This is a genomic window from Streptomyces sp. NBC_01341 (assembly GCF_035946055.1).
Lineage (GTDB): Bacteria > Actinomycetota > Actinomycetes > Streptomycetales > Streptomycetaceae > Streptomyces.
Window position 1 is genome coordinate 7,320,352 of sequence record NZ_CP108364.1, and the last position, 23,314, is coordinate 7,343,665.

A 23,314-nucleotide genomic window follows, 5' to 3' on the forward strand; every position below is an offset into this window, starting at 1 on the left:
CCCGGACTTCGCAGGTCACCGTTTCAGTTGTGGTGACTGGGCCGACCGGCTACGGGGCTGCCTCGCGGAAGAGAGTCAGGAGGGCGTGCGCCTGCGGGGCGCCCGCGTAGAAGAACTGCGTGGCCAGTGCGGGTGAGACGGTGGTTCCATGCATGCGGACTTCATGGCAGCTGAAGCAGAACGCCGCCTCGAACAGAGCCAGGTCGAGAGTGTCCGCGTACGCCCGGACGCTCCAGCCCGGCGAGAAGCCGCAGCGGTACTGCTCGCTGCCGGGCAGGCTCTCGATCAAGGCCAGGACGCCGGCTGCCTCGCTCCCGATCAAGTGAGCGCCCGCCCTGCCGGGATACGGGGCGCCCCGTTTTGTCGGGAGTTCGGAGATCCTTACGACCTCCAGCAACACAGTGGTGGCTACGGCTTCGGCGGGGAGCTGCATGTGCGTAGTCTGCCCGCGTCCGGTACCGGGGCCGTGTGCCTGCCTCTGTGACGGTGATGTCTGTGGCGCCGGCCGGTGCGGACGCGCCGGTCGCCGTACGCCGCCGCCGTCTGTGACGGCAAACTGTGCTCGGCACAGGGCCGGCTCTCGCACTCACGGGGCAGCTGAAGCGCTCAGTCACAGGTTTGTGGCCAGCGGGTTTGTCCGATGTCGGTGTCGAGGAGATCGAGGAGATCGAGGAGGTGGAGTTGGACGCCACGGGTGATCTGGACGGCGGGTGGATCGGTGATGTGGCCGATCCGCAGGGTGAGTTCGCCGAGATGGTAGAAGATCATTCGGCCGGTGGGACGGACCCGGCGGTTGTCGGGGTAGAGCCCGGTTATGGTCTGTTCGGGGCCCAGGGCCCGTCTGACCTGCCGCTCGATGAGGCAGAACACCAGCAGGGCCAGGCAGATGACCTGGATCCTCGCCCGTGCCGTACTCACCCAGGTGCCAGAAGACGCTGGTGACCGGCCCCACGATCTGCGCACCGGCTGCAAGGCGACGCTGGACAGCAGGGCCCGCGAGGTCCACTGCCTGCTGCTTCGTCTCGGTGGCGGTCGATACCTGCACGTAATCAGTCATAGTCGGAGCCTAACCAGCAGGGCGTTCGCCTCACCAGGGCTTCTTGGCCTCCTCTCGCGCCAGAGGAAAGCATTCCCGAACAGCGAAAGCTCGTCAGGCCGGACGAGCGGATGCCACTCAGTTCGGCGCCCGAGCCCTTCGGCCCTCGCTCATGAAATCCCCCTCCGCGACCGCAGGGTCATTCCCCGCGGCATTGTCATCCTTGAACCGCCCTCCGGTGGCCAGTCCTCGTGAGCCGCAGCCGAAGAGCCGTCGCCCGTCCCTGACCACCCCGCTTGCGTCAGCTCACGTCTCGTGTTTGCCAGTTAGGCGGAAGCTTGGGCAGCCCGATGAGGGCATCAATGCCGAGGTGTTCCAGGAGCAGTGCCTTGAGATGGCGGCCGTCGATGAGTTCGACCCTTTTGCGTGGAGCGAAGTCCCAGCTGGCTCTGCCGAACCATGCGGTGGTGACCACGATGCCTTTCGACGCGCCCTTGTCGTTCACAACTCCCGCGACCGAGCGCACCGTCTCGGCGGACACGACGTTCTTGGTGCGTTTGGCCTGGATGATGCACAGCCCGCCGATGAGCGGCTCCTCGTTGACTGCGACCGCGTCGATGCCGTCGTCCCGGGATGCCTGAGTCACCCACGACTTCAGCCCGATTTTCTCGAACAGCCGCCGGATCAGGTGCTCGAAATCAATCGGGTCCATCGCGACCAGGTCGGGCCTGCTGTCGAGCCCGGCGACAACATCCCGCTCCGGGGCGATCTTGTACCGGGACAGATCGAAAGTGACGACAGGCCGTACCGGCACAAGGTCATACGGGTGCTGGGAGACGATCGCGTTGAGATGATGCAGGCTGGCGACCGGATCGAGCTCGGGTTCGTCCAGGACCAGCTCCGCGAAGCTCTCTCGGCTGACCCGCACGCTGATCAGGCACGGCTCGATCGCCTTCCCAGTGGCCCCGTCCTTGGCACGCACCTTCCCGTTGAACGCGACCCGTCCACCAGCGTCGGCGGAGTCACAGCGAAAGCCTCATCGATGGCCCGCAGTGCGAGCCGCGGCACCAGATCCCGGTACAGAGTCCTGCACTCGGCCTCCTTCCGCGGCTGCGGAACCACCGCCGGGGGAGCGGACGCCCTGAACCAGTACTGCTTGACCGAAGGCACCACCGCTTGCCCCGGCAGCTCGACCTCTACCACCAGCTCCCTCGCTTCCGGGGCGAAAGCCACCCGCCGCGTCCCACCGAGCCCCTGCGCGTAGTCGACGGGGCCGGGCGCCTCCTCCACACCGACTGCGAACCCCTCAAGATCACCCTGGCCGAAGGCACGCTCCGTTTCCAGCGGCAGCTGGTGCAGCCCAGCAGGACGTGAACGCAGAACCGAGGCAAGAACTCTCAGCCGCTCCTCCACTTCGGCCGTCCGCGCAGCGGCTTCCCGCCGCATCCCCTCAACGGCCTGCTGCTTCGCACGCCGATCGGCTGTGGCCTGCTCGCGTGCCTCGGCACGCCGCTTCTGCTCCAGCTCCTTCGCCCGTGCCGCATCCCGCTTCTCAAGATCCCGCACGATCTGCTCAGCCCTGCGCGAGTCGGCACTCTGCTGTGCCTGCTTCTCCTTCTGGGCACGGGTCCACGCCTGTGCCGCCTCACGGTCCCTGCGGGCGTTCTCCCTGGCCCGCTCGGCCGCGTCACGCTCCGCCGCCCGGGCCTGGCGCGCTATCTCTGCCTCAGCCCGCTTGGCAGCGGCGGCCTTCGCCTTCTGGCGCTGCTGGTACACCTGCAGTACCTGTGCCGCCAACGACTTCCTGCGCGCCATTTACCGGCCCCCACTCCACGTCAAAGCACAAGAACTGCCCACACGGGAAGCCGTGTATTACCCGTATCAGCTCCACGGCCTGATTTGCGCGCACAGGATGACTGCTTTCCCGCGCAGGGAGCCACCACCCCACCACCTTGGCCGCTCTGCTGTGGGCGGGTGCACGTGTGCCGGGCCAGGAACTCGGGGCTGGTGTTGACGAAGACAACGGCGCAGGCGTGATGGCCACCGATCCATTCGAGCGGCGCTGGGCCATCCGGTGCAAACACTGCTGAGCGGCTCTTGCCGGGGCGGGGTCGGGAACCAGGACCTGCAGGGACCCAATGGGACCGGCCGCCCCATGCACAAGTGGGGATGCGGTCGTGCCAGAACGCCCAGAAAGGTTATGCGACGTGCTGCCTCGTCCGGTTACCGTTCCGGCATGACGACCACGCCCCGCCCGCGCTTCTCCGTTCGTGCCGGCCTTGTTGCGGCTCCTGAACATGACGGTCCCTTCGAGGACATGCCTGAGCACCTTACGAGGCCGCTGCAGGAGTGGGTGGAGTACGCGCTGGAATCTCAGTAGCTGTATCTCAACCGGTCATGGAACGTGGAGGTCGAACAGGGTTCCTGGGGTGGTCTTCCGGCTGTAGGTGCATCAGGGCAGGGACTCTCGGTAGCTCGGGCCTCTTACGAACAAGCGGAAGCAGCCAGCCTGGACACCTTCATACTCTGGGCATGAGTAGATACGCCGAGGTCATCGTGTTGGCGCGGAGAGCGGAGGAGGTGATGGAGCCGCTGACGCGTCCCGACGAGGACCGGGAGTGGCACCAGTGCTTCACCAGGGTCGACGACTACGTGTTCGCCGGATTGGGCGTGCGGTCCGAGGAGTGCTACGCCTGGGTGATCCAGTTCATCCGTCACAACTGGACCGGGCTGCTGGCCCACCTGGAATCGCTGCCCTGGCCCTACCCGTGGTCGGTACAGGTCATGATCCGCGATGAGGACGACGACTGCTTCGGGCTGTGGATGCTCTACGACGGCAAGCTGGTCGAGGTGCCGCTGCCCCATACTCGGCGGGATCCCTTCCGGGCCAGCCTCAGTGGCGTGCTCAGCCGCACGGACGGGCCCCGAGACTGAGAAGCCGCATCTCGACCGATCTTGGAACGTGCGGGTCGAACAGGTTTCCCGCGTGAATGATTTCCGGACGGCTGGTGCATGAAGGCAGGGCCTCCTGGTAGCTCGGGGATGCGAATCCTTAACCGAGTACCCGGAGGCCCTGTTGCCGCAGTTGTACGCGCCTGCGCCCGCCCATTTCAACTCGTCCGACTTGTCGTGCGATTGCCTCGCGCACGTGTACGGCGACGCGGCCGATCACCCCGCCCGGAAGCCGCACTACCCGTCGGACATGTCGGACGAGGAGTGGGCGGCGGTCCGTCCTCTCCTCCCGGTCCCGGCCTGGCTGGAGGGCCGGGGCGGGCAGCCTGAGGGCTACTGCCACCGTCAGATGCTGGATGCGATCCGTTACCTCGTCGCGGGCGGGATCTCCTGGCGGTCGATGCCGGTGGACTTCCCCGCCTGGGCCCGGGTCTATGCCTTCTTCCGCCGCTGGCGCGCGAACGAGCTGATCGCCGAGTTCCATGACCGGCTGCGGGAGAACGTTCGAAAGCGGGAAAGTCGCGAGGCGCAACCCAGCGCGGGGATCATCGACACGCAGTCGGTGAAGGCGGCCGCCTCGGTGCCCGCCGCCTCGCGCGGCTACGACGGAGGTAAGCAGGTCAACGGGCGGAAGCGTCACGTGATCACAGATTGTCTCGGTCTGATCCTAGTCGTCGCGGTCACCGCCGCGAACATGGGCGACCGCGAGGCAGCCCTCCCCTTGCCGGCCCGGCTGCGGGACCTGCACCGGGACATCACCCTGGTCTGGGCCGACGGCGGCTACACCGGCGGCCTGATCGACTGGTGCCGGGAGAAGCTCGTGCTCACCCTCGAGATCGTCAAACGTACCGACGACATGGAGGGGTTCGTGGTGCTACCGCGACGGTGGGTGGTAGAGAGGACGCTGCGCTGGTTGATGCATTCGAGGCGTCTGGCCAGGGACTACGAGACCCTGCCCGCGACCAGCGAGGCGATGATCCTGTTCTCGATGATCACGCGAATGGGGCGCCGGCTGGCCCGGCGACGAGCCGCCGTCCGGCACTGAGCATCCCCGATGCCTCCAGGAGCAACCAGCCACGCTCGCCCAGGCGTTTCGCCTTTGAGCGCACTCCTTCGACCTTCGCCGGCACTGTCGTATCGATCCCCAGCGCCTCCGCGATGTCCTTGGCCCGCACCGGCTCCGGGCCCGGCCGGTCCTGGAGCACATTCAAGATCCGCTGATTGTCCGGCGAGAGGACTGGCACCGACAGCCCCTCCCGCCACGCAGGCACCACAGCCCCCGGCACCGACGCGGCCACGGGCTCAGGGCCGGGCTCGGGCGGCGCAACCTTCTCCTCTCCGTCCTCCGTGACGACGGCGGTCTCGGCTGCGGACACGGCCAGGGCATCAACGAGTTCCTCACGCGCGATCACCCGTCGCTCCAACTCGACCTCAGCGGCCTCCAGCGCTGCGGCCGCCAACGCCGCGGCCTCCCGGCGCTCTTCGGCCCGCACACGAGCAGCCGCCTCGCGCTCCTCCAGCAAACCCAGAATCGACGCCACCGCGCGCACCTCGACAATCAGACGGAAACAGGACGCAGGATCTCTCCCTCGTCCCACCGAAACCATTCCTGACCAGCGAAGACTCAAAGATCACGTTCGGTTGAGATACGGCTTCTCAGACTTCCCCTCTTCTACCTGGCCTGTCCCGCTGTGTGGGGGTGGGTGGTGTGGCTGCTGGGCGGGCGTGGTCTCGGGGAAGCCGGGGCGGCGCTGCGCTGGCTTCTGAGGGCTGCGGCGGCCCGATGGGCACCGCAGCGACCAGACACCGAACGGGGCCCGCACCATCCCCCCAACATCCCCCCCAACATTGGTTCCAACATCCCCCCAACATCCCGCGCGCACGATGACGCCCGACGCCTGCACAACCACAGGTCAGGCACCGTTTTTCGCGTGGTGAGTGCTCTGGCTTTGTTCACGAGAACCGGCTCTGGCTCACTTTCCGTGGTGACGAACCTTCGATTACTGCGTCGGCCCGGCGAGCACGGGAAACCTGCAGGCCAGAGGGTCGCCCGACGTGGACAGGAGTGGGGACGGCGTCCCATCACGGAAGTTGAGCCAGAGCCCGTTCTCGGGCTCTGGCACAAATTTCGTGATCGGTTACGTTGCGTGTTGGCCGCCGGAATCTGGCAGTGGTGCGCTGATGGCCAGATCTTCGTCGAGTCTGGCTACCAGGTCTTCGGCGAGAGTCGGAACGTGGCGAGTGGCCCACTGCTTGGTGAGAGAGAGAAAGCCTTGCAGTTCCTCCTGCACGGTATGCAGGATTGCCGGTAGGTCAGCCACCATGATCTCGATGGGCTGCCCCAAAGGAGTTTCTTGAGCGTCTGCTCCGTCCGGCCACAGCTGCACGGCCTCGTCGGCGTGCTCAAGCCTTGGCGAAGGGTCATGGCCGAGCCACAGGGGCTCTCCGTCTGCGATGTCGAGCCACTCGCGCCAGTCCTCCAGGCCGCAACAACATCCTGGCCGGACGGTGACGTTGGTTCGAGTGTCGTGGACGCGCAAGCCTCCTGGTGCGATGACCTTGTCTGTCTCCAGCAGGTGGCGAATCGCCTCGCCGGCGTCCGTCAGGGGGCAATCGTCGTCACCTGAACGCGAGTTGTAGTCAGCCAGCATGGCCAGCGCGGTGCCGACGTCGAGCGGGGGCATACTGCCCGACAGAGCCATGAGCTGGTACGGAGGCAGGTCAGCCACCGGCCAGAAAGAGAAGTCAACGGTGTCTGGGGTCTCCAGGACGGCATTCACGATCAACACGGCGTCATTCTCGCCTCGGGCGGTCCAGCCCGCCTGGCATTTTCTCTCGGGGCTCGTCACGCCAGGAGAACGCGTTTCCGGAGTAGGTCGAAGCCAGCGCGGCCGAACATCTGGCGTTTGAGCATCTTAAAAGTTACGTGGAATCTGTCCGGGGTGATCATGTCTCCCCGGTGCAACCACGGACTTGGGAGATGGCTTGAACGGCACAACGGTGCTGACGGAGAAGTGGCCGGTACTTGGCCGGCACGAGCAGGCGGCGACCTGGCTAATGATGTGGACGGATCTTGGACGTGCGCCCCGCACGATCGATGCCTACGCCCGCGGACTGGCCGAGTACCTGGCGATGTGCGAACGGGAGAACGTCGAACCGGTCACCGCTAACCGCGCCCACATTGCAGCTTATGTGCGGGAGTTGACATCGCGGCCGCACCGCCGAGGGGCGAACGTGGTGGCAATCGACTCGGGGTCGGGACTGGCCAACGCCACCATCCAGCAGCGCCTGGTGCCGGTCCGCCTGTTCTACGACTTCCTCATGGAGGAGGGTCTGCGCGAATCGAACCCGGTCGGCCGCGGCCGCTACACCCCTGGGCGCCAGCAGGGCGGGCAGCAGCGCGGACTGGTGCCGCGGCTCACGAAGCTGCCATGGATCCCCAGCGAACAGCAGTGGCTGGGGATCCTGCAGGTCGCGCGAGAGGAGTCGGTCCGCAACCGTGTGATGCTGGCCCTGGCCTACGATTCCGCACTGCGGCGAGAGGAACTGTGCTCGCTGCGGACAGATGACCTGGACCCGGCCCACCGGACGCTGAGGGTGCGGGCGGAGACGACGAAGAACCGGCTGGAGCGGGTGGTGCCGTACTCGGCGTCGACCGGCGTACTGATGTCGGCCTACCTCGCCCACCGGGCCACGGTCAGCCGAGCCAGGGGGCCGCTGTTCCTCTCCGAATCCCGGCGCAACTACGGCCAGCCGCTGAGCCTGTGGACCTGGTCGAAGGTGGTCCGCGGGATCGCCCTGGCGGCCGGTGTCCCGCGGTTCTCGACCCACACCACCAGGCATCTGTGCCTGACCGATCTGGCCCGGATGGGTTGGGAGTTGCACGCGATCGCTTCCTTCGCCGGACACCGTCACACCGACTCCACGCTTCAGTACATCCATCTGTCGGGTCGGGACCTGGCCGACAAGCTCGCCCGCGGTATGGAGCACATCCATGCTTGGCGAATAGAGGCGCTCACTTCCCCGAACGGCACATCGCCGGAGGTGGCACGGTGAGTGCATCTCGGCTGACCCTGCCTGCGGAGAACGAACCCGAACGCTGGTCCTGGCCGATCATCCCGGACCGCTACGACACTGCTGTCGAGGTCCGGCCCGCTGAGGCCCACGCCATCAGCGAACTCGGGGTGCGGAATCTGCGCCGGCTCAAGGACCACGATCCGTCCGCTGCCGGCTGGCCGGTGATCCACCGTCTGCTGGTCCCGCTGGAGGCGGTCAACGCCGCCCTGGACTCGCCACCCACCCCGCACCGTCGACGCGCCATGCTCGACGTGATCGCCGTGCTGCTGACACGTTGCGCGGAGACCGGCCAGACCTTTTGGGGATGGACCCCGCAGGAGTGGATCCATCTGCTCGGCCGCAACCAGGCCGAGTTCCACCAGCACAGGCCGGGCTGGGTCAACGACGAGGTCCGCCCCTATCTCGCCGCGCACGCCTACCTGCTGGGCTCCTTCAACGAATTCCACCGACTCGGCAGCTTCCAACGGCTCACCCTGTCCTGGCGGATCTTCGGACGCGACCGGGTGAGCAGCGAGATCGCCCGCATCCGAGCGGTCCTCGCCTCCTGGGGATACCAACTGGGCCGGGACGACGACACTCTGCTGCCGATGGTCGTCTGCCAACTCCTCCTCCTCAGCCGGAGCCCGCATCTTGAGGACCTCGACACCGCACTGTTCGACCTGGTCCGGCGCGAGAAAATGCTGGCCAGCTCACAGCGCTACACACTGCACGCCACGCAGCGGGCGGTTGCCGAGCTCGGATTCTGTGATCCTCCCCAGCCCATCACCGGCCGCCACTCGGCACGGGCTACCGGCGGCGCGAAGACGTGGGAACAGTGGGTCGACCGCTGGCACGCCACCTCTACGCTCAGCCCCGGCGTCCGCGGCGCCATGCGCTCCGCCCTCCTCAGGGTGGGTCGGTGGATCGCCGCTGAACAGCCCGAGGCTGCAGACCCGAAAGACTGGACGCGTCAGATCTGCGCGACCTGGATCGCAGCAGTGGACCGGATGAAGGTCGGTGACTACGTTCAGCGGACAGCCGGCCTGGGAAACCGTCTCGGCAAGCCGCTCGAAGCGGCGACCAAGGCCGGGCAGATCACTGCGCTGCGGACGTTCTTCAGGGACTGCCAGGAATGGGAGTGGCTGCCCCGCAGCTTCGACCCCCTGCGCGCGCTGGCGATCCCTCGCAGCATCACAGCCCTCCTCGGCCCCGACCCGCGGGTCATCGCCGATGAGGTCTGGGCGAAGCTTCTGTGGGCGGGCCTGAACCTGGAAGCCGCAGACCTCCCACAGTCTCAGGCCGGGCAGTTCTACCCCTTCGAAATGGTCCGCGCGGTCACACTGACCTGGTTGTTCTCCGGTCAACGCAGCAACGAGATCGCCCGATTGAGAGTCGGCTGCATCCGCTGGCAGCACGACGGCGCTCCCATCACCGGCGACTCACAGCAGGTCCTGGCCCGCGACACCATCTGCCTCCTCGACGTCCCACCCCACAAAACCGGCACCGCCTTCAGCAAGCCCGTCGACCCGATCCTCGGCCAAGCCGTCGACGCCTGGCAGGCCGTCCGTCCCGACCAACCGAAGTTCACCGACCGCCGCACCGGCGAGCGCGTCGACCTGCTGTTCGCCATCCGGGCCCGCCGCGTCTCCACCCACTACATCAACAACACGATCATCCCGATGCTCTGCCGCAAAGCCGGCGTCCCCGCCGCCGACGTCCGCGGCAACATCACCAGCCATCGCGCCCGGTCCACCATCGCGAGCCAGCTCTACAACGCCAAGGAACCGATGACGCTGTTCGAACTGCAAGCCTGGCTCGGACACCGATCACCGCAATCCACCCAGTACTACGCGAAGATCACACCGAACACCCTGTCCAAGGCATACTCCGAAGCGGGCTACTTCGAGCGGAACGTCCGCACGATCGAGGTCCTGGTCGACCGCGACGCGGTCGCCTCCGGGGCCGCAGCCACCGGCGAACCATGGCAGTACTACGATCTCGGTCACGGGCTGTGCTCCTACACGTTCTTCGAACAGTGCCAGCACCGGATGGCCTGCGCCCGCTGCGATTTCTACACGCCCAAGGAATCGACGAGAACCCAGCTCGTCGAAGCCAAGGCCAACTTGCAGCGCATGCTCGTGAGCATTCCGCTCACCGACGAGGAACGCGCCGCCGTCGACGACGGCCAGAGTGCACTCGATCGCCTCCTTGAGCGCCTCGCCGAAGTGGCCACGCCGGCCGGCCCGACACCGAACGAACTCCGCGCCGAACCCGGCCGGCTCCTGCCGCTGGCCGTGCACTCAGCACCCGACCCCACCGACCGAAAGCACTGCTGACATGCGACCAAACCTGTTCACCATCGACTTCCCCGGCCCCGGACGGGTGAGCACCATGGCCCGACCCCGTGGCGGCGACTGGCTCGAAGACGAGATGACCGCGCTGAGACGCTCTGGCGTCGACATCTTGGTCTGCGCACTCACCAGGCCCGAACTCCAAGACCTCGGCCTCGCCGAGGAGCCGCAGGCAGCTGCCGCGGCCGGGCTGCGGTTCGTGGCCGTCCCCATCACCGACCGCACGGTCCCCGAGCTCGCCACGGTCCTTCCCACCCTGGACACGCTCGCCGAACAACTCCGCGAAGGCGCACATATCGTCACCCACTGCCGAGCCGGCATCGGACGCTCGTCCCTCCTTGCCGCCGCACTCCTCATTCTCGGCGGCATCGGCCCTGACATCTCCTGGAACCTGATCGAACGTGCTCGCGGGCTCGCCGTCCCCGACACCGCTGAGCAGCGCGAGTGGACGATGCAACTGCGCAAAGCTCCATGATCTTGACAATTCAGATTCCACATAATGATGCGGGCGACGTGCCCTTCCACGACTCCGGAGCTCCAGGGAAGGGTGAGGCCGGCGACGACGGCGTCACGGTCGCGGTCGATGCCCGCGGCGAGGGTGTGGAGACCGGGCAGGTCGTCGTGGCGGACGGCATCGAGCCACTCGGGCAGCCGTTGGCCCTGTCGTTCGGTGAGGATCTGAGCGAACGAACGGACGTGTCTGGTGAGGGCTTCCAGGTCGGGGCAGTGGGCCAAGGCGGCCTTCATCCGGAGCTGTTCGCCCTCGGAGAGGGACTCCGGGTGCCGGAGGATCCAGCCGGCGACCGTGCGGGGTGAGGGCGGGGGCGCGGTGACCGGGTCGGCCGAAAGGCGCTTGGTTCGGAAGTAGGCGCGAACTCGCTGGTAGCTGCCTTTGTAGCCGAGTAGCACGATCTCCTCCCATGCCTTCCAGGCGTTGGTGCAGCCCTGGTTCCAGCGGTCGTCCAGGTAGGGCCTGTACTCGTCGAGAACGGAGGGGCGGCCCTGCCACTGGCCGTGAAAGAGCTCTTCCGGGGTAGTGGCGTCGGCGAGGAGTTTTACTGTGCGGTAGGTCATGCCGAGCTGGCGTTGGATCGCGCGGCGGCTGTTGCCGGCGGCCAGCAACGCGTGGACCGCAGCGTGGTTGGCCCGGGTTCTGTCGGCGAACCGGTGGCCCGTCGGCCACGGCGAGCCAGTAGGGTCAGCCGGCTCTTCCGGTTCCTTGACCTGCCGGGGCGGCTCGGGCGTGGTGCCGCGCAGGCACCCACGATGGTCGGCGACACAACGTTCTGCGGCTTCGCTGAGGTTGTGCCAGAGGTGCCGTCGGTCCGCGACCTTCACTGCTTGAGGTGCCCCAGCAGTGGCGCCTTCGGCAAAGAACGGGGCTCGGTCCCGACAGACGACTTCGATCCCTGGCCTCTCGGCCAGCCAGGCGGCCAGGCTCGATGTCTCCCGGTCCGGCCGTAGGTCGACCGGCCGTCGAGTCTCGACGTCGACCAGCACGGTGCCGTAGTGGCGGCCCTTGCGCGTGGCGTACTCATCGACGCCGACCACCCGCGGGGTCGGCAGTTCCGGTTCGGGCAGCGCCTCAATCAGTCGCAGCACTGTGCTGCGACTGACGGTCACTCCGAACACGCCAGCCATTCGGGCGCCCGCCCGACCAGCAAGGGCGAGGCCCACCGCCGCCAGTGTCGAACGCAGACGCTCGGTCCACCGGCCGTACCTCCGCGTCAGTCCCAGCACCTGCTCAACGAACGTCCGCCGCGGGCACGAAGCGTCCCGGCAGGCGAACCGGCGGACCCGCAGACACAGCACCACCCGGAGCCCTCCGCTGGGCACATCCGCCGGAAACCTCAGGTAGGAGCTATGAACCCGACTCGACCAGGTCCCGCACCCCGGACACACCGAACCGGACGCTGTTCTGCGAGCCTCGACCCGCACCGTCCCGTTGTCTACGTCCACCGCCACCACCGCCACGTCCGCGATCGACGGGAACAGCAACTCCTCCAGCCGGAGCGCTACTTCTTCCACAGCCCCGAAGTGTCAACCGCCCGAGATGTCCACTGATCATTTTCAGGCGACTTCCTGGAGCCAACACAGCCAGGAACCGTTACTCAGAGTGCGCATGTCACGGAATTTGAGCCAGAGCCCGTTCTCGCGGACAGAGCCAGTGCTCAGACTTCCCCTCTTCTACCTGGCTGCCTGGCTATGGGGTGGTGGTGTGGTGGCTGGTGTTGGGCGTGGTCTCGGGGAAGGCGGGCGGCGCTGCGCTGACCCTTGTCCTCCGGCCCGTCGCGCTGCTCCGGGCTGGCGGTCAGGCGCTGGACCTGCTCCGGCAGTGACGCCGGCCGCCGCGCCCCACGGGCGCCCTTGCCGTTCGGCGGCGTCGCTTCCGTGTTCGGCGCTTTCCACGGTAGGTGCGGGCAGGCCAGTTGTCCGGACCGCGCGTTGATCGCCGCTGGCCCCGCGCGGGCTGGTTCTGGCGGCCTGAGTTCGCTCTTTGGATGCTGGCAGCCGCTGTGTGCCTGCTCGTCGGCAAGAGGGGTGCGGTGCCGGCCGCTTACTTCGCGGGAGGCGTGTCAGGGGTGGTGTTGGGAAGCGGTGGGCTGCCTGCCGGTGCTTCCGTGGCGGGGGTGGGCGTCCAGTCGGGGCCACGGTGCTGCTGCCACCAGTCGTCGATGGTGGCGAACTTCTCGTCGAACCTGCGGTCCCAACTGAGGAACCCGGTGGCCGGTGTCCGCAGGCGGGTGCGGCGGCCGCCTGCTTCGTAGATCACCACGACGTGGTTTCCCTGGAAGTTCTCGACTCGGATGGCCTGGACGTCCGGCCAGTGGATCGTGCGCCGACGCACGTTGTGTACGACGGCCGCCGACGCCGTGAGCGTCACACCGAAGTAATGCCAGGCGACCAGCATCAAGAGCACCAGGACGGACCACGTCCCCACTGAGTCGGCTATCCCAGATCCGGATGGCTTCGAGGTGATCCAATCCCACGCCTCCGTGCCCCAGACGAGGAGGAGAGGCAGAACAGCCAAGAGGTGCTGCAGACTCGTATACCGGTATCGGATCCGCTCCGTCGGCATGGCCCTGACCTGCGACTGCTCCACGACTACCTACCCCTCGCACAGTGATATGCCCACCACCGGTTCATGATCGACAACGCAGCATGACGGACCAGCCGCGGGCTGTCCACATCCACGGCCAAGAGGATGCTGCGCACAGGGCAGCACCCCGCTGTGGGGAAAAAGTGGCTGGTGTTGGGCGTGGTCTCGGGGAAACCCGTGCGGCGCTGCGCTGGCTTCACGGGGGACTGCGGCGGCCCGTTGGGCACCGCAGGTGAACGGGTGTTCACAGGTACAAATACGCTCCGGGCATGCTTGCGAATCTAACTCCTCTTGAGCTGCTGGTCTTTGTGCCAGTGGCGTTGATCATCCTGTTCGTGCCGTCGATCATTGCCTACCGAAGAAAGGTGGAGCGCCTGTGGCTGGTCGTCGTGGTCAGCCTGATCGGCGGGGGCACGGGCTTGCTCTGGTTCGTGGCCCTGTACATGGCGATGACCATGCGGACCCGGACAGCTGACCTTGCGCCCCTGAACACCTCCGGGCCCCGGATCGTCACCGAGGGATAGAAGCAACTCTCGGCCTGCCACGGGACCGCGACGGCCTGGAGGCAGCCGCCGCAGCGAACAGCGGCACCGGGCAGGGCGCACCACCCCCTTCCTCCGGCCCGTTGCGCCGCTCCGTGCCGAACGACCGAGCGCTCGGCGACGGCCAAGCCGTCGCCAAGGTCCTACTCCGGCTTCGATGCCGGCCGCTGCGCCTCGTCGTCCTGGTCGAGTTCGGCGGCGTACGCGGTCCGGTCGTCGGTGACGGCCCGCTCCCAGATCCACGCGCCGCCGCCGTGGGCACGGGCCAGCCGGGCGGCCAGGCCCCGCTCGTAGCCTCCGGCCCGGCGCAGCTCCGTCAGCGCGATCTCGACGGCCTGTGCGCGCTCCTGGGACACCGGACGCCCACCCCGGGCCCTCCCGTGCCCCGCACCGCTCTTACGCCCGGAGACGCCCAGCCTGCCCGTCCCAACGCCCTCCTGGTGCGCAGCCCAGAACCGCTCTACCGCCTGCTGGTCGTAGTAGTCGACCCGCTCGACGGTGATCACCCGATCCGGGTGACGGCGCTCCGGCGGCTGCTCGTCGCGCAGCGCGTACCACCGCGCGACAGTCGAACGGCCCGCCCCGGTGCGCCGCATGATCCACGCACGACTCACCAGAGCCCTCCCCCCGACGACCCGGCGCAGCCGGACATCATTTTCGTCGATCGACTCCATCTGCTTCGATCTCGGCTTGCAGCACGGGGAGGGAGTCCACGTCGAGCTCACCGGTGGGGGCGATCACGAGAGGCACCGTCGGCCGGTTGGGGGCGGGTTCATCAGGTGTCATCGGGCAATTGTTTCCGCATGGGTGTTCGCTACTCTCACTCACCCCCCGGAAGTGAAGTGCATGTTTCCACGGCGGGCCAGAGTTCGCCTTGCGCAGCTGTTCCGCCGGCCTGCCGTGGACGTGGTGACCTCGCGAGCACCACAGGTCTGACGCCCCGGGCCACTCGGGGCCTCAGCTCAAGTCAGCGGGTACGCGGGAGGAGGGCGTCGAGTGCTCGGGCGTCGGGCTTCGCGACGGGTGGGAAGGTCAGCGCGAATGCCTGGTCGGCGCCATCGATCGTCAGCACGGTCTGAAGACCGAGGCCCAGCAGGGCCTTGCGCAGGGGCGCCGTCGACAGCAACTCCCGGGGCAGCTGCATCTGGACGGGGCCGGGTGAGCCGGTCACGGCGTGGGGATCGAAGAACAGCATGCGCTCGCGGGTGAGCGCGAAGTACATCGGCCTCGGCTGGGCGATGGCTATCAGGTGACCCCCGCTGAGTATCGCTGTTGCCGCGGTGGTGGCGAGTCGGCGCCGCACCGATACCGAACCGACCTTCGTGAGGCCCACGTGGTCGATGGTGTCGGCGGGGTTGAGCAGGGGACGAGTTGCCTCCTGTACCTGGCGAATGCGGCGCTGGTTCATGTGTAACTCCTGTACGTCGATCGGGTTCGGAGAGAGCCCGAGGCGACTTCCGCGTCGGGCGGTGGTGCGTTCCGGAGAACGAATGGGACCGGGGGCGGACGCTTCCCGCGGGTCGCACTGACCGTATTCACCCGCTCTGGAGCGGTTCCGCAATCCGCACCCCCGTTCTGCCGTGCACCCGGCCGTCGCTCCTTCGTGGACGCCGGCGCGACACCAACCTTTCATCCTGACCATGGACGGGGTGGTGCACGATTCGTAGGCGTGACCTGAGAGCCCATCGAGGCGGGCTGGGTTGCGGTGGCCGCCCCCTGCTCCGCATAGGTCGTCCCGCCAGGTACGGCCACACCGACCACGGTCACGGACGGACGGCAGCTCGATCAGGGCACACGGTGCTTCGGCAGTGGATCCCCCGGGTGATGTGCGTGGCAAAAAACGGTCCGCTGAAAGGGCGTAACTTGAGCCGCCCCGACGGGGCCTCACATTCTCACGCTGAGCCCGAGCGACCTCACGAAAGATGGCTGCTGCGCGAACCCATTGCACAAACTTGGTTCACACATTGCCTTGGCCAGGGAAGAAGGTTCCGCTGAAGCAGAGGCCGGCGCGCGTAATCGCTGAGCCCCGGGCGGGCGGCCCGGTCCACCCGTGGATGATGCCCAAACGCCTTCTCGGTCATGAGGCGTAGTTGCGCTACTCACATCCAGAGGCGCCGCAGTCGGCCATGGCGGCCCTGCGCTGGTTTCCGGAGGCGTGCCGAGTGCGCGGCTGAACGGTCGCGGCAACCGGCCCGTGCACCTGTGACCGGTCACCGTCGGCAGTGACCGGTCACGGCGCGGGCGGTGCTGTGACGTGCCGTGGTGAGTAGCGGCAGCTCGTGGTGAGTGCGGGCGGGAGGCGTGGCGAGTTTTCGGCGCGATGGGGCGTGGGGAGCACCGCGGACCGTCGCGCTGAGCAGCCATGCCCAAGCCCTGACGGTTCTGGTTAAGACGAGCCTTGACGCTGCGGCTTCCGTGGAGACGAGCGGAAGCTCTCCGGAAGCCACAGCAGGCTGGGCGCCCACTCGTCGGCCGGATTGGACGGAGCGCACGCAACCACTGCCACCCTCACGCCCACGCGCGGCCGCACGGCGCAGCCACGCACGGGAGCACCGTGCACGTCACCGCCCCAGCCCCGTCGGTTACGCCTGCTGCGCACCTGTGCACAGCGAACGCTGCGCGCCCGTGGTGAGTTGGGCAAGCCTTGGCGCCCCCTCACGTTTATCCCCACACCTGTCCCTACCGTTGCCCCTACACTCTCCCCTACGGTCATCATCGTTGCTCGGCCCGGTCTTTGCGCAGGTGGAAGGCCCTTTCAAGGCTTGCCCACCGCGTCGAAACCCCTTTGAACCGCTGTTGGGTGAGGCGGTGAAGGGTTCTGACGAGGGGCGCGGCGGCGCGGGCCGCGGGGCTGCCGTCCCGGCCCGGCAGCGCAACTGGCACCAGGGGGTGCCGGGCGGAGAGGGCGGGGGAGCGGGAGCGTGGGGAAGAGTGCGTGGCCGTACCGGTCGACGGCGAAGGCGCGGGGCCTGGTGCTGCTCGCGTTGGGCATCGTGAAGGTCGCGACGGCTGAGCAGTTGCGGCAGTTGGTGTTGCCGGGCACGGCGGATGTGCAGACGGTCCGCAACGCGTGCAAGGACCTGCGCTCGGTCGGGCTGGTCGAGTCGGTGGGCCGCACCTCGCAAATGTCGGCGGCGGGGCGGCCGGTGTGGCGGGACCTGTGGAACCTGACCACCGCCGGCCTCGCGTCGGCCGCTTCGGAGGTGGGGCGTCCGGTGAAGGAGATGGGCGGCACCGCGAGGGACGCGGCGAAGGCCGGCGCCCCGCACGCCCTCGCCGTCACGAACACGATCGACGCGTTCCGCCAGTCACCACCCCTGCCCACGAAACCCGTCGCCCGCCGCACAGCCCCCACCACTGCCCCTGCCCCTGAGCAGGTGCGCCCACTGCCGACACGTCCGCCGGGCCTGGGGCATCTGCGCGGGTGGGAGACCGAGGTGCCCTTGCCGGTCTCGGGCACGTTCACCACCCCGGCCCGGGGCAGCCTGCGTGCGGACGCGGTGCTGACCGCGCCTGAGGATGGTGTGCCGGTGATGTTCGTGGAGGTTGACAACCACACCGAACCCGCCGCCGTGGTCGCCAGGAAGGTCGAGAACTACCGCCGGTTCTTCCCACGCACCGTGAACGACCACCAGGGCGTGGACGTGCCGTTCTGGTCGACCCGGTGGGACGACTCACCCCGCGACGGCTACCCACCCCTGGCTCTGGTCGTCGCGAAGAACGTCAGCCCCGACACCGCCAGGAACCGCATGAAGAGCATCCACGACCTGTCCACCCCCTGCTGGCAAGGCCGCAGGCACAGCGGCAGCGCGTACGACCGGGCCTCCCGGGACGGCTACCGGGACTACGCCCGCACGATCCCCGTCCTGGCCACCACCCTCACCCGCCTCCAACTGCACGGACCCCACGGCCCTGTCTGGTGGCGCTTCGGGCACCCCGCCTTCGACACCCTCGGACACCCCACCTTCGAGAGTCTCGAGCAGGCCCTCGACAACCCAGACGACTCCCGCGCCTACCACGCCCGCGAAGAACAACGCCGCCTCCAGCACCACGCCCAGGCGGAACGCGAGCGCCAGGAGGAGGAAGAGGCCGAGCGCCGGCGGAAGGCAGCCGGGTGGCCGTGCCCGACCTGCGGCCGCGAAGTCCTGCCGGAGGACGTCTGGGAGACCACACCCCCAGGCGGCAGCGACTGCAGTATCTGCACCAACATCAGAAGGCGCGAGCAGGAGGACGCCGCGGCCCGGGTCGTTGAGGAGGAGGTAGGTCGGGAGGAAGCCAGAAGGAACGGCCTCTTCGGCTTCCTGCGCTGACCTGCGAGGTCCCCGCCAGCCCCTTGCCTCCTGCGCTGGAAGACCGCCCTTAACGCCTTCGACGGCCGGCGCTCCGCAGCACGTCAGCAACCCTCAACGATCCGCGTTGCACCGCTTGTTTGGCAGACCCGGAACCGGGCGGTGAGAGGCTGTAGTCCTATCGATCACATCGCACTCAGGATCGATTGGACTACCGCGACTCAGTTGACGCCAAGTCAGGTTAATGGTGACATCGTCGAGCCGGCCTCGGCGTGGCAGGCCGGAGGACCGGGTTCGGCCCGGTGCACTGGGGCCGCTCCCTGCGGAGCGCGCGACAGGGATCCGTGCGCTACCCGGCCCAGTGGCCCGGTCGCTGCAACGCCGCTGGGATCCAGGTCGCCTGGTCGCCTCGAGCGGCATTGAGCTGGGGCGGGTGAGAAACAGGGCTCCCGTAAGGTCTGCCCCGCACAGGTTTGCGTCCCGAAGGTCCGCGGCGATCAGGTAGGCGCCGCGCATACTGGCGCCGCGCAGTTTGGCCCTCGCCATGCGCTTGCCCATAAGGTCGGCGTTCCGGTGGTCCTTCTTCTTGCCAGGCACCGAGGCGCGGGCGAGTTCACTGGCCCGCAACAGCAGCGGGTTCACTTCGGCGCGCAACGCCATCACGTCGATGGCGAGCAGCGACTGGGCCGTGGCGCGCGTCATCGCGTCGAGCCTGTCGTGGGCGCGGCGCAGATCGCGGCGGAGGGGCCGGGCGGCGTGGAGATCCAGGGCTTCCGCGATGTAGCGCAGCAACTCGTGCAGGTTCCGCATCACCGGGAAAACCTCGCACATCGTGCGGGCCGCCTCTGGCTCCTCGCGCCAGCTGCGCCCTCTGAAGGTCACCTGCGAGACTTCGGATGGCTGCTGCGCTCCCGCCGCCTCGCCCGCGACTATGAGCGGCGGCCCGACAGCAGCGAAGCGATGATCCGCTGGTCGATGACGATGCTCATGACCCGCCGCCTGACCTGCGAAGACCGGTCGATCAAGTATGGAAAGACAACGGCCTCTGAAGTGACGGCGCCAGCCCGGACACCCTGTTCTCGGGTGTCCGGACCGGCGCCAGCTCACTTGTCATGCGGCCGATTCAGGCCTGTGGCGTCAGGTGCTCAGGTCCTGACCGTCAGGTACTGCCAGCCGCCCCACGTGCTCACGTTGGTGGTGTCCTTCGAGCTGTGGACGTACTCCGAGCGCACCCGGAATTTCTGGTTGACCGCGTGGGAGAGGCTCAGCTGCGCCGCCACGGCGCTCTTGGAGTCGAGCGTGAAGCAGCCCGAGGTGCTGAGCGTGTGCCAGGCACTGCTGTAGTACTGCTGGACCTGGAAGTGCACGCACTGGCGGGACTTATTCGGCGACACGGTCGTGGTCACCGTCGGCTGCACCGTGTGGTGGTATACGCGGTAGGTGGTGCCGCTGTACGTGGTGGTCGTGTAGTAGCCGCTCAGGGCCTGCGCGACCTTCACCTGGTCGCTCACGGCGCGGGTGGCCGAGGCCGGGGCGTAGCGGTAGTCGCCCGCGTAGGACGCGGTGAACGTCGTGTTATTGGCGAGCTTGTACGTAGCCGTCAGGTTGCCCTTGCTGTCCACGGTGCCCGTCTTGACCAGCGTCTTCTTGCCGCCGGCGGGCGTGGCGTAGAGCGAGGCCGTACGGCCGTTGTACGTGGTGCCCAGGTGGGCGGTGACGGTGGCCGTCGCGCCGTACGCGTAGGTTGAGGCGTTGGCGGCCACGGACAGGCTCGTCGTGGCGCGCGAGACCTGGACGATCGCGGAGGCGCTGGCCGCTCGGTGGTTGGTGTCGGCCGCGTAGCTGACCGTGTAGGTGTTGGCGCCGCCGGTGGAGGGGGTGTCCTTGACGATGATCGTGCCGTCGGCGGCCACGGGGGCCGTCCACGTCACGGGCGTCGTGGTGTGCGCCGCGTCCGTGCGGGTCACGGTGACCGTCTCGCCGCTGTCGTACGGGCCGTCGCCCAGCACGGCGCCGAAGCTCAGCGCGGCGCCGCGCGTGGCGGTCGTGGGGGCCTTCAGCGTGAGGGCCGGGGCGTAGGGAGCGATGGTGGTGCTCACGTCGTTCGAGCCCGGCTGGTGCGTGATGTCACCCCCGAACGACAGGCGGTAGGTGAACCATCCGGCTGTCCCCGGGTCGTCGGTGACCGTGAACCGGCCGGTGGCCGGGTCGACCGGGGCCGCGGGGAGCTGCGTCGACTCGTGGGTGTCCTCGTTCGTCCGGGTCACCTGGACGGTGTCGCCCTGTGCGAAGGGGCCGCGGCTCAGGTCGGTCATGACCGTGCCGGTGAAGGCCACCTTGTGCGGCGCCGCCGAGCTGAACTCCGGGTACGGGATGGAGGTTCCGAGCCTGGACACCCCCACCGTTAGCGAGGTGGTCGCGGGCCGGTGCGTCGCGTCGCCGGCGTAGGTCACCTCGTAGGTGTATGTGCCCTCGTCCTGGCGGGTGTCGGTGATGCTGAACGAGCCGTCCGCGCATACCGTGGCGTCGGGCAGATCGGTGCCGTCGCGGGTGACCTTCAGCGTGGCGCCGGCCGGCACGAAGCCGCGGCCGCCCACCGTTCCGTTCAGCGTGAAGTGCTGGGTGGCGATCGCATACGGCGACGGGGCGTTCAGGGAGAGCTGGGTGTCCGTGAGCTTGGCGTCGCCGAGGACGTCGAGGGTGTAGGACCCGTTGTCCTGGGTGACGGCGTAGAGCGTGCGGCCGTCGGCGCCCCAGGCGAGGCCGTCGGGGGCGACAGTGCCGGCCGGGAAGGCGAAGTGGTTCTCGGCGATCTGGTCGGCCGCGTAGACGTAGGCGCCCGCGCCCGAGCCCGCGGTGCTGCCGAGGGCGATCGTGCCGTCGGAGTCGACCGCGACGGAGTCCGGGGAGGAGCTGACCCCGCCGGTGTAGTACCCGTAGGGCTTGGCGGCGCTGAGGTCCGCCGTGCTGTACACGTACACGGAGGTCGACTGCGGAACGAGCAGTTTCGTGCCGTCCGTGGTGACCTGGACGGGGCCCGTCGCGGCGCCGCCGAGGCCCATGTCGACCTTGAGGGCGGCGGTCCCGGAGGAGACGTCGTAGGTGGCGACGTGGGTGACGGAGGACTGGGCGTCCTGCACCGCGAGTACCCCGCCGCCTGTGCTGAGAAGGGGGGCGGCCGACCAGTGCGGAATGACGGGCTGCGGGGTCGGCGCGGGGTCGGCGGCGGAGGGGTCCACCGAGCCGACGGTGCCCTTGCCGTCGTCGGCCGTGTAGCTGTACCAGACCTTGCCGCCAGCCACGGCGACGGAGACTGGGGTGCTGGCGGTGCCGGTGCCGACGCGGCCGGTCTCGGTGAGCGTCGCCGTGTCGATGGCGGCGATCGCGTCGCCGTCGGTCAGGGCCGCGTACAGCGTCCTGCCGTCGACGGACAGCGCGAGGCCGTCAGCGCCCTGCTCGCCGTCGATGGTGGTGACGGGTTTGCCGGACAGGTCGGTCACCACGATGCCGGTTGTGCCGGCGCCCTGGCTGAAGAAGAGGTGCTGGTGAGCGCCGTCGACCACCATGTGGGCGTAGTGCGACAGCGGCAGCGCGGCCGTGTTGTCGGCGTCGGCCCAAGCGACAGGACCGGTGAGGCCGACGGTAGCGGTGGTCAGACCCGCGACGACGGATATCGCCGCCGCGAGCGAGACCTGCTTGAGGCGCATGGTGCTCCTGGAGAGAGTGTGGACAGGCAGCGCACGACCACGCCTGTCGCTGACAGGACGGCCGACGGGTGGGTGCCGGACACACGTGAGACCGCTGACCTCTCCTTTTGGTTGTACTGCTGCGTCGTGAGGTTCGGGGCTGCGTCGTCAGGCTCGGGGCAGACCGCGGTCGGATGCCAACTGCGGGGCAACTCACCGATTTGATCGTCCCTCGGTGAAGTTGGAGAGCCCATGTTGAAGACCTACCCGCTCACCACGTAGGACACCGTCGTAAGAAGTCGACACATGGGCCAACGGTGCTTGACCAGCGAAAAGCGGACGACACCCTGACATCAACGCCTGACATCAACAGCCACGCACACCGGCACACAGCGGTGGACCGACACCGGTCCACGACCGTGGATCGTCGGCGCTGAATGGCTGGTCGGCACCTTACGGTCCGGGGTGAAACGCGCCTACGGACCAGAGGGTTGCAGTTTCGAATCCGATCTGCTCAGCACCCTCCGTTGTCCTGGTCTTTGTCCAGTGCACTGACGGCCTCCACCGTTCACCACCGTGCGCGCACCCCGTCCGACCTGCCCGGTGAACCCCCACGAACGCTCGGGCGACGTCCCGGAGGTTGCGGGCGGTGTGCACGGACAAGTCGGTGCCCTTGGGGAAGTACTGCCGGAGCAGGCCGTTGGTGTTCTCGTTCGTGCTCCGCTGCCAGGGCGAGTGAGGGTCGCAGAAGTAGATTCGGAAGCCGGTGAGGGTCTCGATGTCCTGGTGCAGAGCCAGCTCGCGGCCCTGGTCCCAGGTGAAGTTTCCCCGTGATCTCAGACACGTGATCGTTATGCCGCAAGGGTGTGCTGATGCCGCTGCCTGGCCTCGGCCGGGGTGAGGTAGCCGAAGGTCTTGTGTTTGCGCAGGCAGCGGCGGTTGTAGAAGGTCGCGATGAAGGAGAAGACCTCGGCGCGGGCGGTGGCCCGGTCGGGCCAGATGCGGGTGCCGATCTCCTCCTTGAGGAGGGCCCAGAAGCTCTCCACGGCGGCGTTGTCGAAGCATGATCCGGTGCGTCCGCAGCTCTGCCGTAGCCCCAACTCTCTTATGCAATGTCGGAATTGGGTCGATGTGTATTCGCTGCCGCGATCGCTGTGAACCACGCAGCCGGACTCCAGACCGCCCCGGCCGTGGGCCATCTCGAGAGCGTCGACGACGAGCTCTGCGCGGTGGTGGTCGGCCATGGCGTAGCCGACGACCTCGCGGGTGGCCAGGTCCAGCCAGCAGGCGAGGTAGAGCCAG

General features: G+C 68.0%; 18 protein-coding genes and 6 pseudogenes. 8 read left to right on the forward strand and 16 right to left on the reverse strand.

The genetic code is table 11. The features are described 5' to 3' along the window. Positions 1–49 precede the first annotated feature (49 nt). The 5 genes and pseudogenes from OG206_RS32055 to OG206_RS32075 form a co-directional block, all read right to left on the reverse strand. On the reverse strand, positions 50–433 hold the full coding sequence (locus OG206_RS32055; RefSeq protein ID WP_327122076.1) for a hypothetical protein: 384 nt from the start codon (positions 431–433) through the stop codon (positions 50–52). 173 nt (positions 434–606) lie between these two features. After that, positions 607–918 (reverse strand): hypothetical protein, encoded by a 312-nt coding sequence (locus tag OG206_RS32060; RefSeq protein ID WP_327122474.1) that lies wholly within the window; start codon positions 916–918, stop codon positions 607–609. Further along, positions 896–1,057, reverse strand: a pseudogene (gene cutA, locus OG206_RS32065) (divalent cation tolerance protein CutA); the annotation flags it as partial. The pseudogene cutA and the gene OG206_RS32060, both read right to left, overlap by 23 nt. Positions 1,058–1,337: 280 nt before the next feature. Then, the gene (locus OG206_RS32070; protein ID WP_327122077.1) at positions 1,338–2,018 is read right to left on the reverse strand and encodes a restriction endonuclease; all 681 of its coding nucleotides are present in this window, start codon (positions 2,016–2,018) and stop codon (positions 1,338–1,340) included. After that, positions 1,970–2,851 carry a hypothetical protein gene (locus OG206_RS32075; RefSeq protein WP_327122078.1) on the reverse strand — a complete coding sequence of 294 codons (882 nt, stop codon included), beginning with the start codon at positions 2,849–2,851 and terminating at the stop codon, positions 1,970–1,972. The genes OG206_RS32070 and OG206_RS32075 overlap by 49 nt, the downstream gene beginning before the upstream one ends. A 717-nt stretch (positions 2,852–3,568) precedes the next feature. Here OG206_RS32075 and OG206_RS32080 point away from each other — a divergent pair. Further along, positions 3,569–3,970, forward strand: a complete 402-nt coding sequence (locus OG206_RS32080) for a hypothetical protein (RefSeq protein ID WP_327122079.1) — start codon at positions 3,569–3,571, stop codon at positions 3,968–3,970. A gap of 214 nt (positions 3,971–4,184) precedes the next feature. Then, positions 4,185–5,033 carry an IS5 family transposase gene (locus OG206_RS32085; RefSeq protein WP_327122080.1) on the forward strand — a complete coding sequence of 283 codons (849 nt, stop codon included), beginning with the start codon at positions 4,185–4,187 and terminating at the stop codon, positions 5,031–5,033. On the opposite strand, the gene OG206_RS32090 is transcribed toward OG206_RS32085, so the two are convergent. Next, positions 4,981–5,529 carry a hypothetical protein gene (locus OG206_RS32090; protein WP_327122081.1) on the reverse strand — a complete coding sequence of 183 codons (549 nt, stop codon included), beginning with the start codon at positions 5,527–5,529 and terminating at the stop codon, positions 4,981–4,983. The two genes, OG206_RS32085 and OG206_RS32090, sit on opposite strands and share 53 nt — an antisense overlap. Before the next feature lie 597 nt (positions 5,530–6,126). Then, a complete protein-coding gene (locus OG206_RS32095) occupies positions 6,127–6,777 on the reverse strand; it encodes a hypothetical protein (protein WP_327122082.1) in 651 nt (216 codons plus the stop codon). 196 nt (positions 6,778–6,973) lie between these two features. Here OG206_RS32095 and OG206_RS32100 point away from each other — a divergent pair, with 196 nt between their 5' ends. From OG206_RS32100 to OG206_RS32110, 3 genes are read left to right on the forward strand one after another with little or no spacing between them, the layout of a single operon-like run. Further along, positions 6,974–8,044, forward strand: coding sequence for a tyrosine-type recombinase/integrase (locus tag OG206_RS32100; protein ID WP_327122083.1), 1,071 nt, complete (start codon positions 6,974–6,976; stop codon positions 8,042–8,044). After that, positions 8,041–10,380, forward strand: a complete 2,340-nt coding sequence (locus tag OG206_RS32105) for a tyrosine-type recombinase/integrase (RefSeq protein WP_327122084.1) — start codon at positions 8,041–8,043, stop codon at positions 10,378–10,380. The genes OG206_RS32100 and OG206_RS32105 overlap by 4 nt, the downstream gene beginning before the upstream one ends. A 1-nt stretch (position 10,381) precedes the next feature. Continuing rightward, positions 10,382–10,870 (forward strand): protein-tyrosine phosphatase family protein, encoded by a 489-nt coding sequence (locus OG206_RS32110; RefSeq protein WP_327122085.1) that lies wholly within the window; start codon positions 10,382–10,384, stop codon positions 10,868–10,870. Positions 10,871–10,896: 26 nt separating this feature from the next. Here the strand turns inward: OG206_RS32110 and OG206_RS32115 are convergent. After that, positions 10,897–12,423: pseudogene (locus OG206_RS32115) on the reverse strand (ISL3 family transposase); the annotation flags it as partial. A gap of 529 nt (positions 12,424–12,952) precedes the next feature. Further along, complete coding sequence (locus OG206_RS32120; RefSeq protein ID WP_327122086.1) at positions 12,953–13,336, reverse strand: hypothetical protein; 384 nt, start codon at positions 13,334–13,336, stop codon at positions 12,953–12,955. A 428-nt stretch (positions 13,337–13,764) separates the two neighbouring features. On the opposite strand from OG206_RS32120, the gene OG206_RS32125 reads away from it, so the two are divergent. Continuing rightward, entirely contained in the window at positions 13,765–14,019 is a 255-nt protein-coding gene (locus OG206_RS32125) for a superinfection immunity protein (RefSeq protein ID WP_327122087.1), read from the forward strand. A gap of 161 nt (positions 14,020–14,180) precedes the next feature. On the opposite strand, the gene OG206_RS32130 is transcribed toward OG206_RS32125, so the two are convergent. The 3 genes from OG206_RS32130 to OG206_RS32140 form a co-directional block, all read right to left on the reverse strand. Continuing rightward, positions 14,181–14,651 carry a hypothetical protein gene (locus tag OG206_RS32130; protein WP_327122088.1) on the reverse strand — a complete coding sequence of 157 codons (471 nt, stop codon included), beginning with the start codon at positions 14,649–14,651 and terminating at the stop codon, positions 14,181–14,183. Positions 14,652–14,688: 37 nt separating this feature from the next. Continuing rightward, positions 14,689–14,823: a hypothetical protein gene (locus OG206_RS32135; protein ID WP_327122089.1), complete on the reverse strand. Its 135-nt coding sequence runs from the start codon at positions 14,821–14,823 to the stop codon at positions 14,689–14,691. A gap of 181 nt (positions 14,824–15,004) precedes the next feature. Then, positions 15,005–15,445 carry a hypothetical protein gene (locus OG206_RS32140; RefSeq protein WP_327122090.1) on the reverse strand — a complete coding sequence of 147 codons (441 nt, stop codon included), beginning with the start codon at positions 15,443–15,445 and terminating at the stop codon, positions 15,005–15,007. 1,513 nt (positions 15,446–16,958) lie between these two features. Here OG206_RS32140 and OG206_RS32145 point away from each other — a divergent pair. After that, positions 16,959–18,347, forward strand: coding sequence for a replication-relaxation family protein (locus OG206_RS32145; RefSeq protein WP_327122091.1), 1,389 nt, complete (start codon positions 16,959–16,961; stop codon positions 18,345–18,347). Between the two features lie 328 nt (positions 18,348–18,675). Here OG206_RS32145 and OG206_RS32150 read toward each other — a convergent pair. Beyond that, positions 18,676–19,220 (reverse strand): annotated as a pseudogene (locus tag OG206_RS32150) (pentapeptide repeat-containing protein); the annotation flags it as partial. Between OG206_RS32150 and OG206_RS32155 the strand changes: the two are divergent. After that, positions 19,212–19,337 (forward strand): annotated as a pseudogene (locus OG206_RS32155) (IS5 family transposase); the annotation flags it as partial. The pseudogenes OG206_RS32150 and OG206_RS32155 sit on opposite strands and share 9 nt — an antisense overlap. A 134-nt stretch (positions 19,338–19,471) precedes the next feature. Here the strand turns inward: OG206_RS32155 and OG206_RS32160 are convergent. The 3 genes and pseudogenes from OG206_RS32160 to OG206_RS32675 form a co-directional block, all read right to left on the reverse strand. Then, a complete protein-coding gene (locus OG206_RS32160; RefSeq protein WP_327122092.1) occupies positions 19,472–22,033 on the reverse strand; it encodes a hypothetical protein in 2,562 nt (853 codons plus the stop codon). Between the two features lie 603 nt (positions 22,034–22,636). Beyond that, a pseudogene (locus tag OG206_RS32165) lies at positions 22,637–22,843 on the reverse strand (IS30 family transposase); the annotation flags it as partial. Positions 22,844–22,863: 20 nt separating this feature from the next. Further along, positions 22,864–23,304, reverse strand: a pseudogene (locus OG206_RS32675) (transposase); the annotation flags it as partial. Between the last annotated feature and the right edge of the window lie 10 nt (positions 23,305–23,314).

What these genes read in the sequence shown, in the direction of transcription:
- OG206_RS32125 (WP_327122087.1), top strand. Translation starts at nt 13,765, where the DNA reads ATGCTTGCGAATCTAACTCCTCTTGAGCTGCTGGTCTTTGTGCCAGTG.
- OG206_RS32140 (WP_327122090.1), bottom strand. Translation starts at nt 15,445, where the DNA reads ATGAACCAGCGCCGCATTCGCCAGGTACAGGAGGCAACTCGTCCCCTG.
- OG206_RS32080 (WP_327122079.1), top strand. Translation starts at nt 3,569, where the DNA reads ATGAGTAGATACGCCGAGGTCATCGTGTTGGCGCGGAGAGCGGAGGAG.
- OG206_RS32160 (WP_327122092.1), bottom strand. Translation starts at nt 22,033, where the DNA reads ATGCGCCTCAAGCAGGTCTCGCTCGCGGCGGCGATATCCGTCGTCGCG.
- OG206_RS32075 (WP_327122078.1), bottom strand. Translation starts at nt 2,851, where the DNA reads ATGGCGCGCAGGAAGTCGTTGGCGGCACAGGTACTGCAGGTGTACCAG.
- OG206_RS32135 (WP_327122089.1), bottom strand. Translation starts at nt 14,823, where the DNA reads ATGACACCTGATGAACCCGCCCCCAACCGGCCGACGGTGCCTCTCGTG.
- OG206_RS32110 (WP_327122085.1), top strand. Translation starts at nt 10,382, where the DNA reads ATGCGACCAAACCTGTTCACCATCGACTTCCCCGGCCCCGGACGGGTG.
- OG206_RS32055 (WP_327122076.1), bottom strand. Translation starts at nt 433, where the DNA reads ATGCAGCTCCCCGCCGAAGCCGTAGCCACCACTGTGTTGCTGGAGGTC.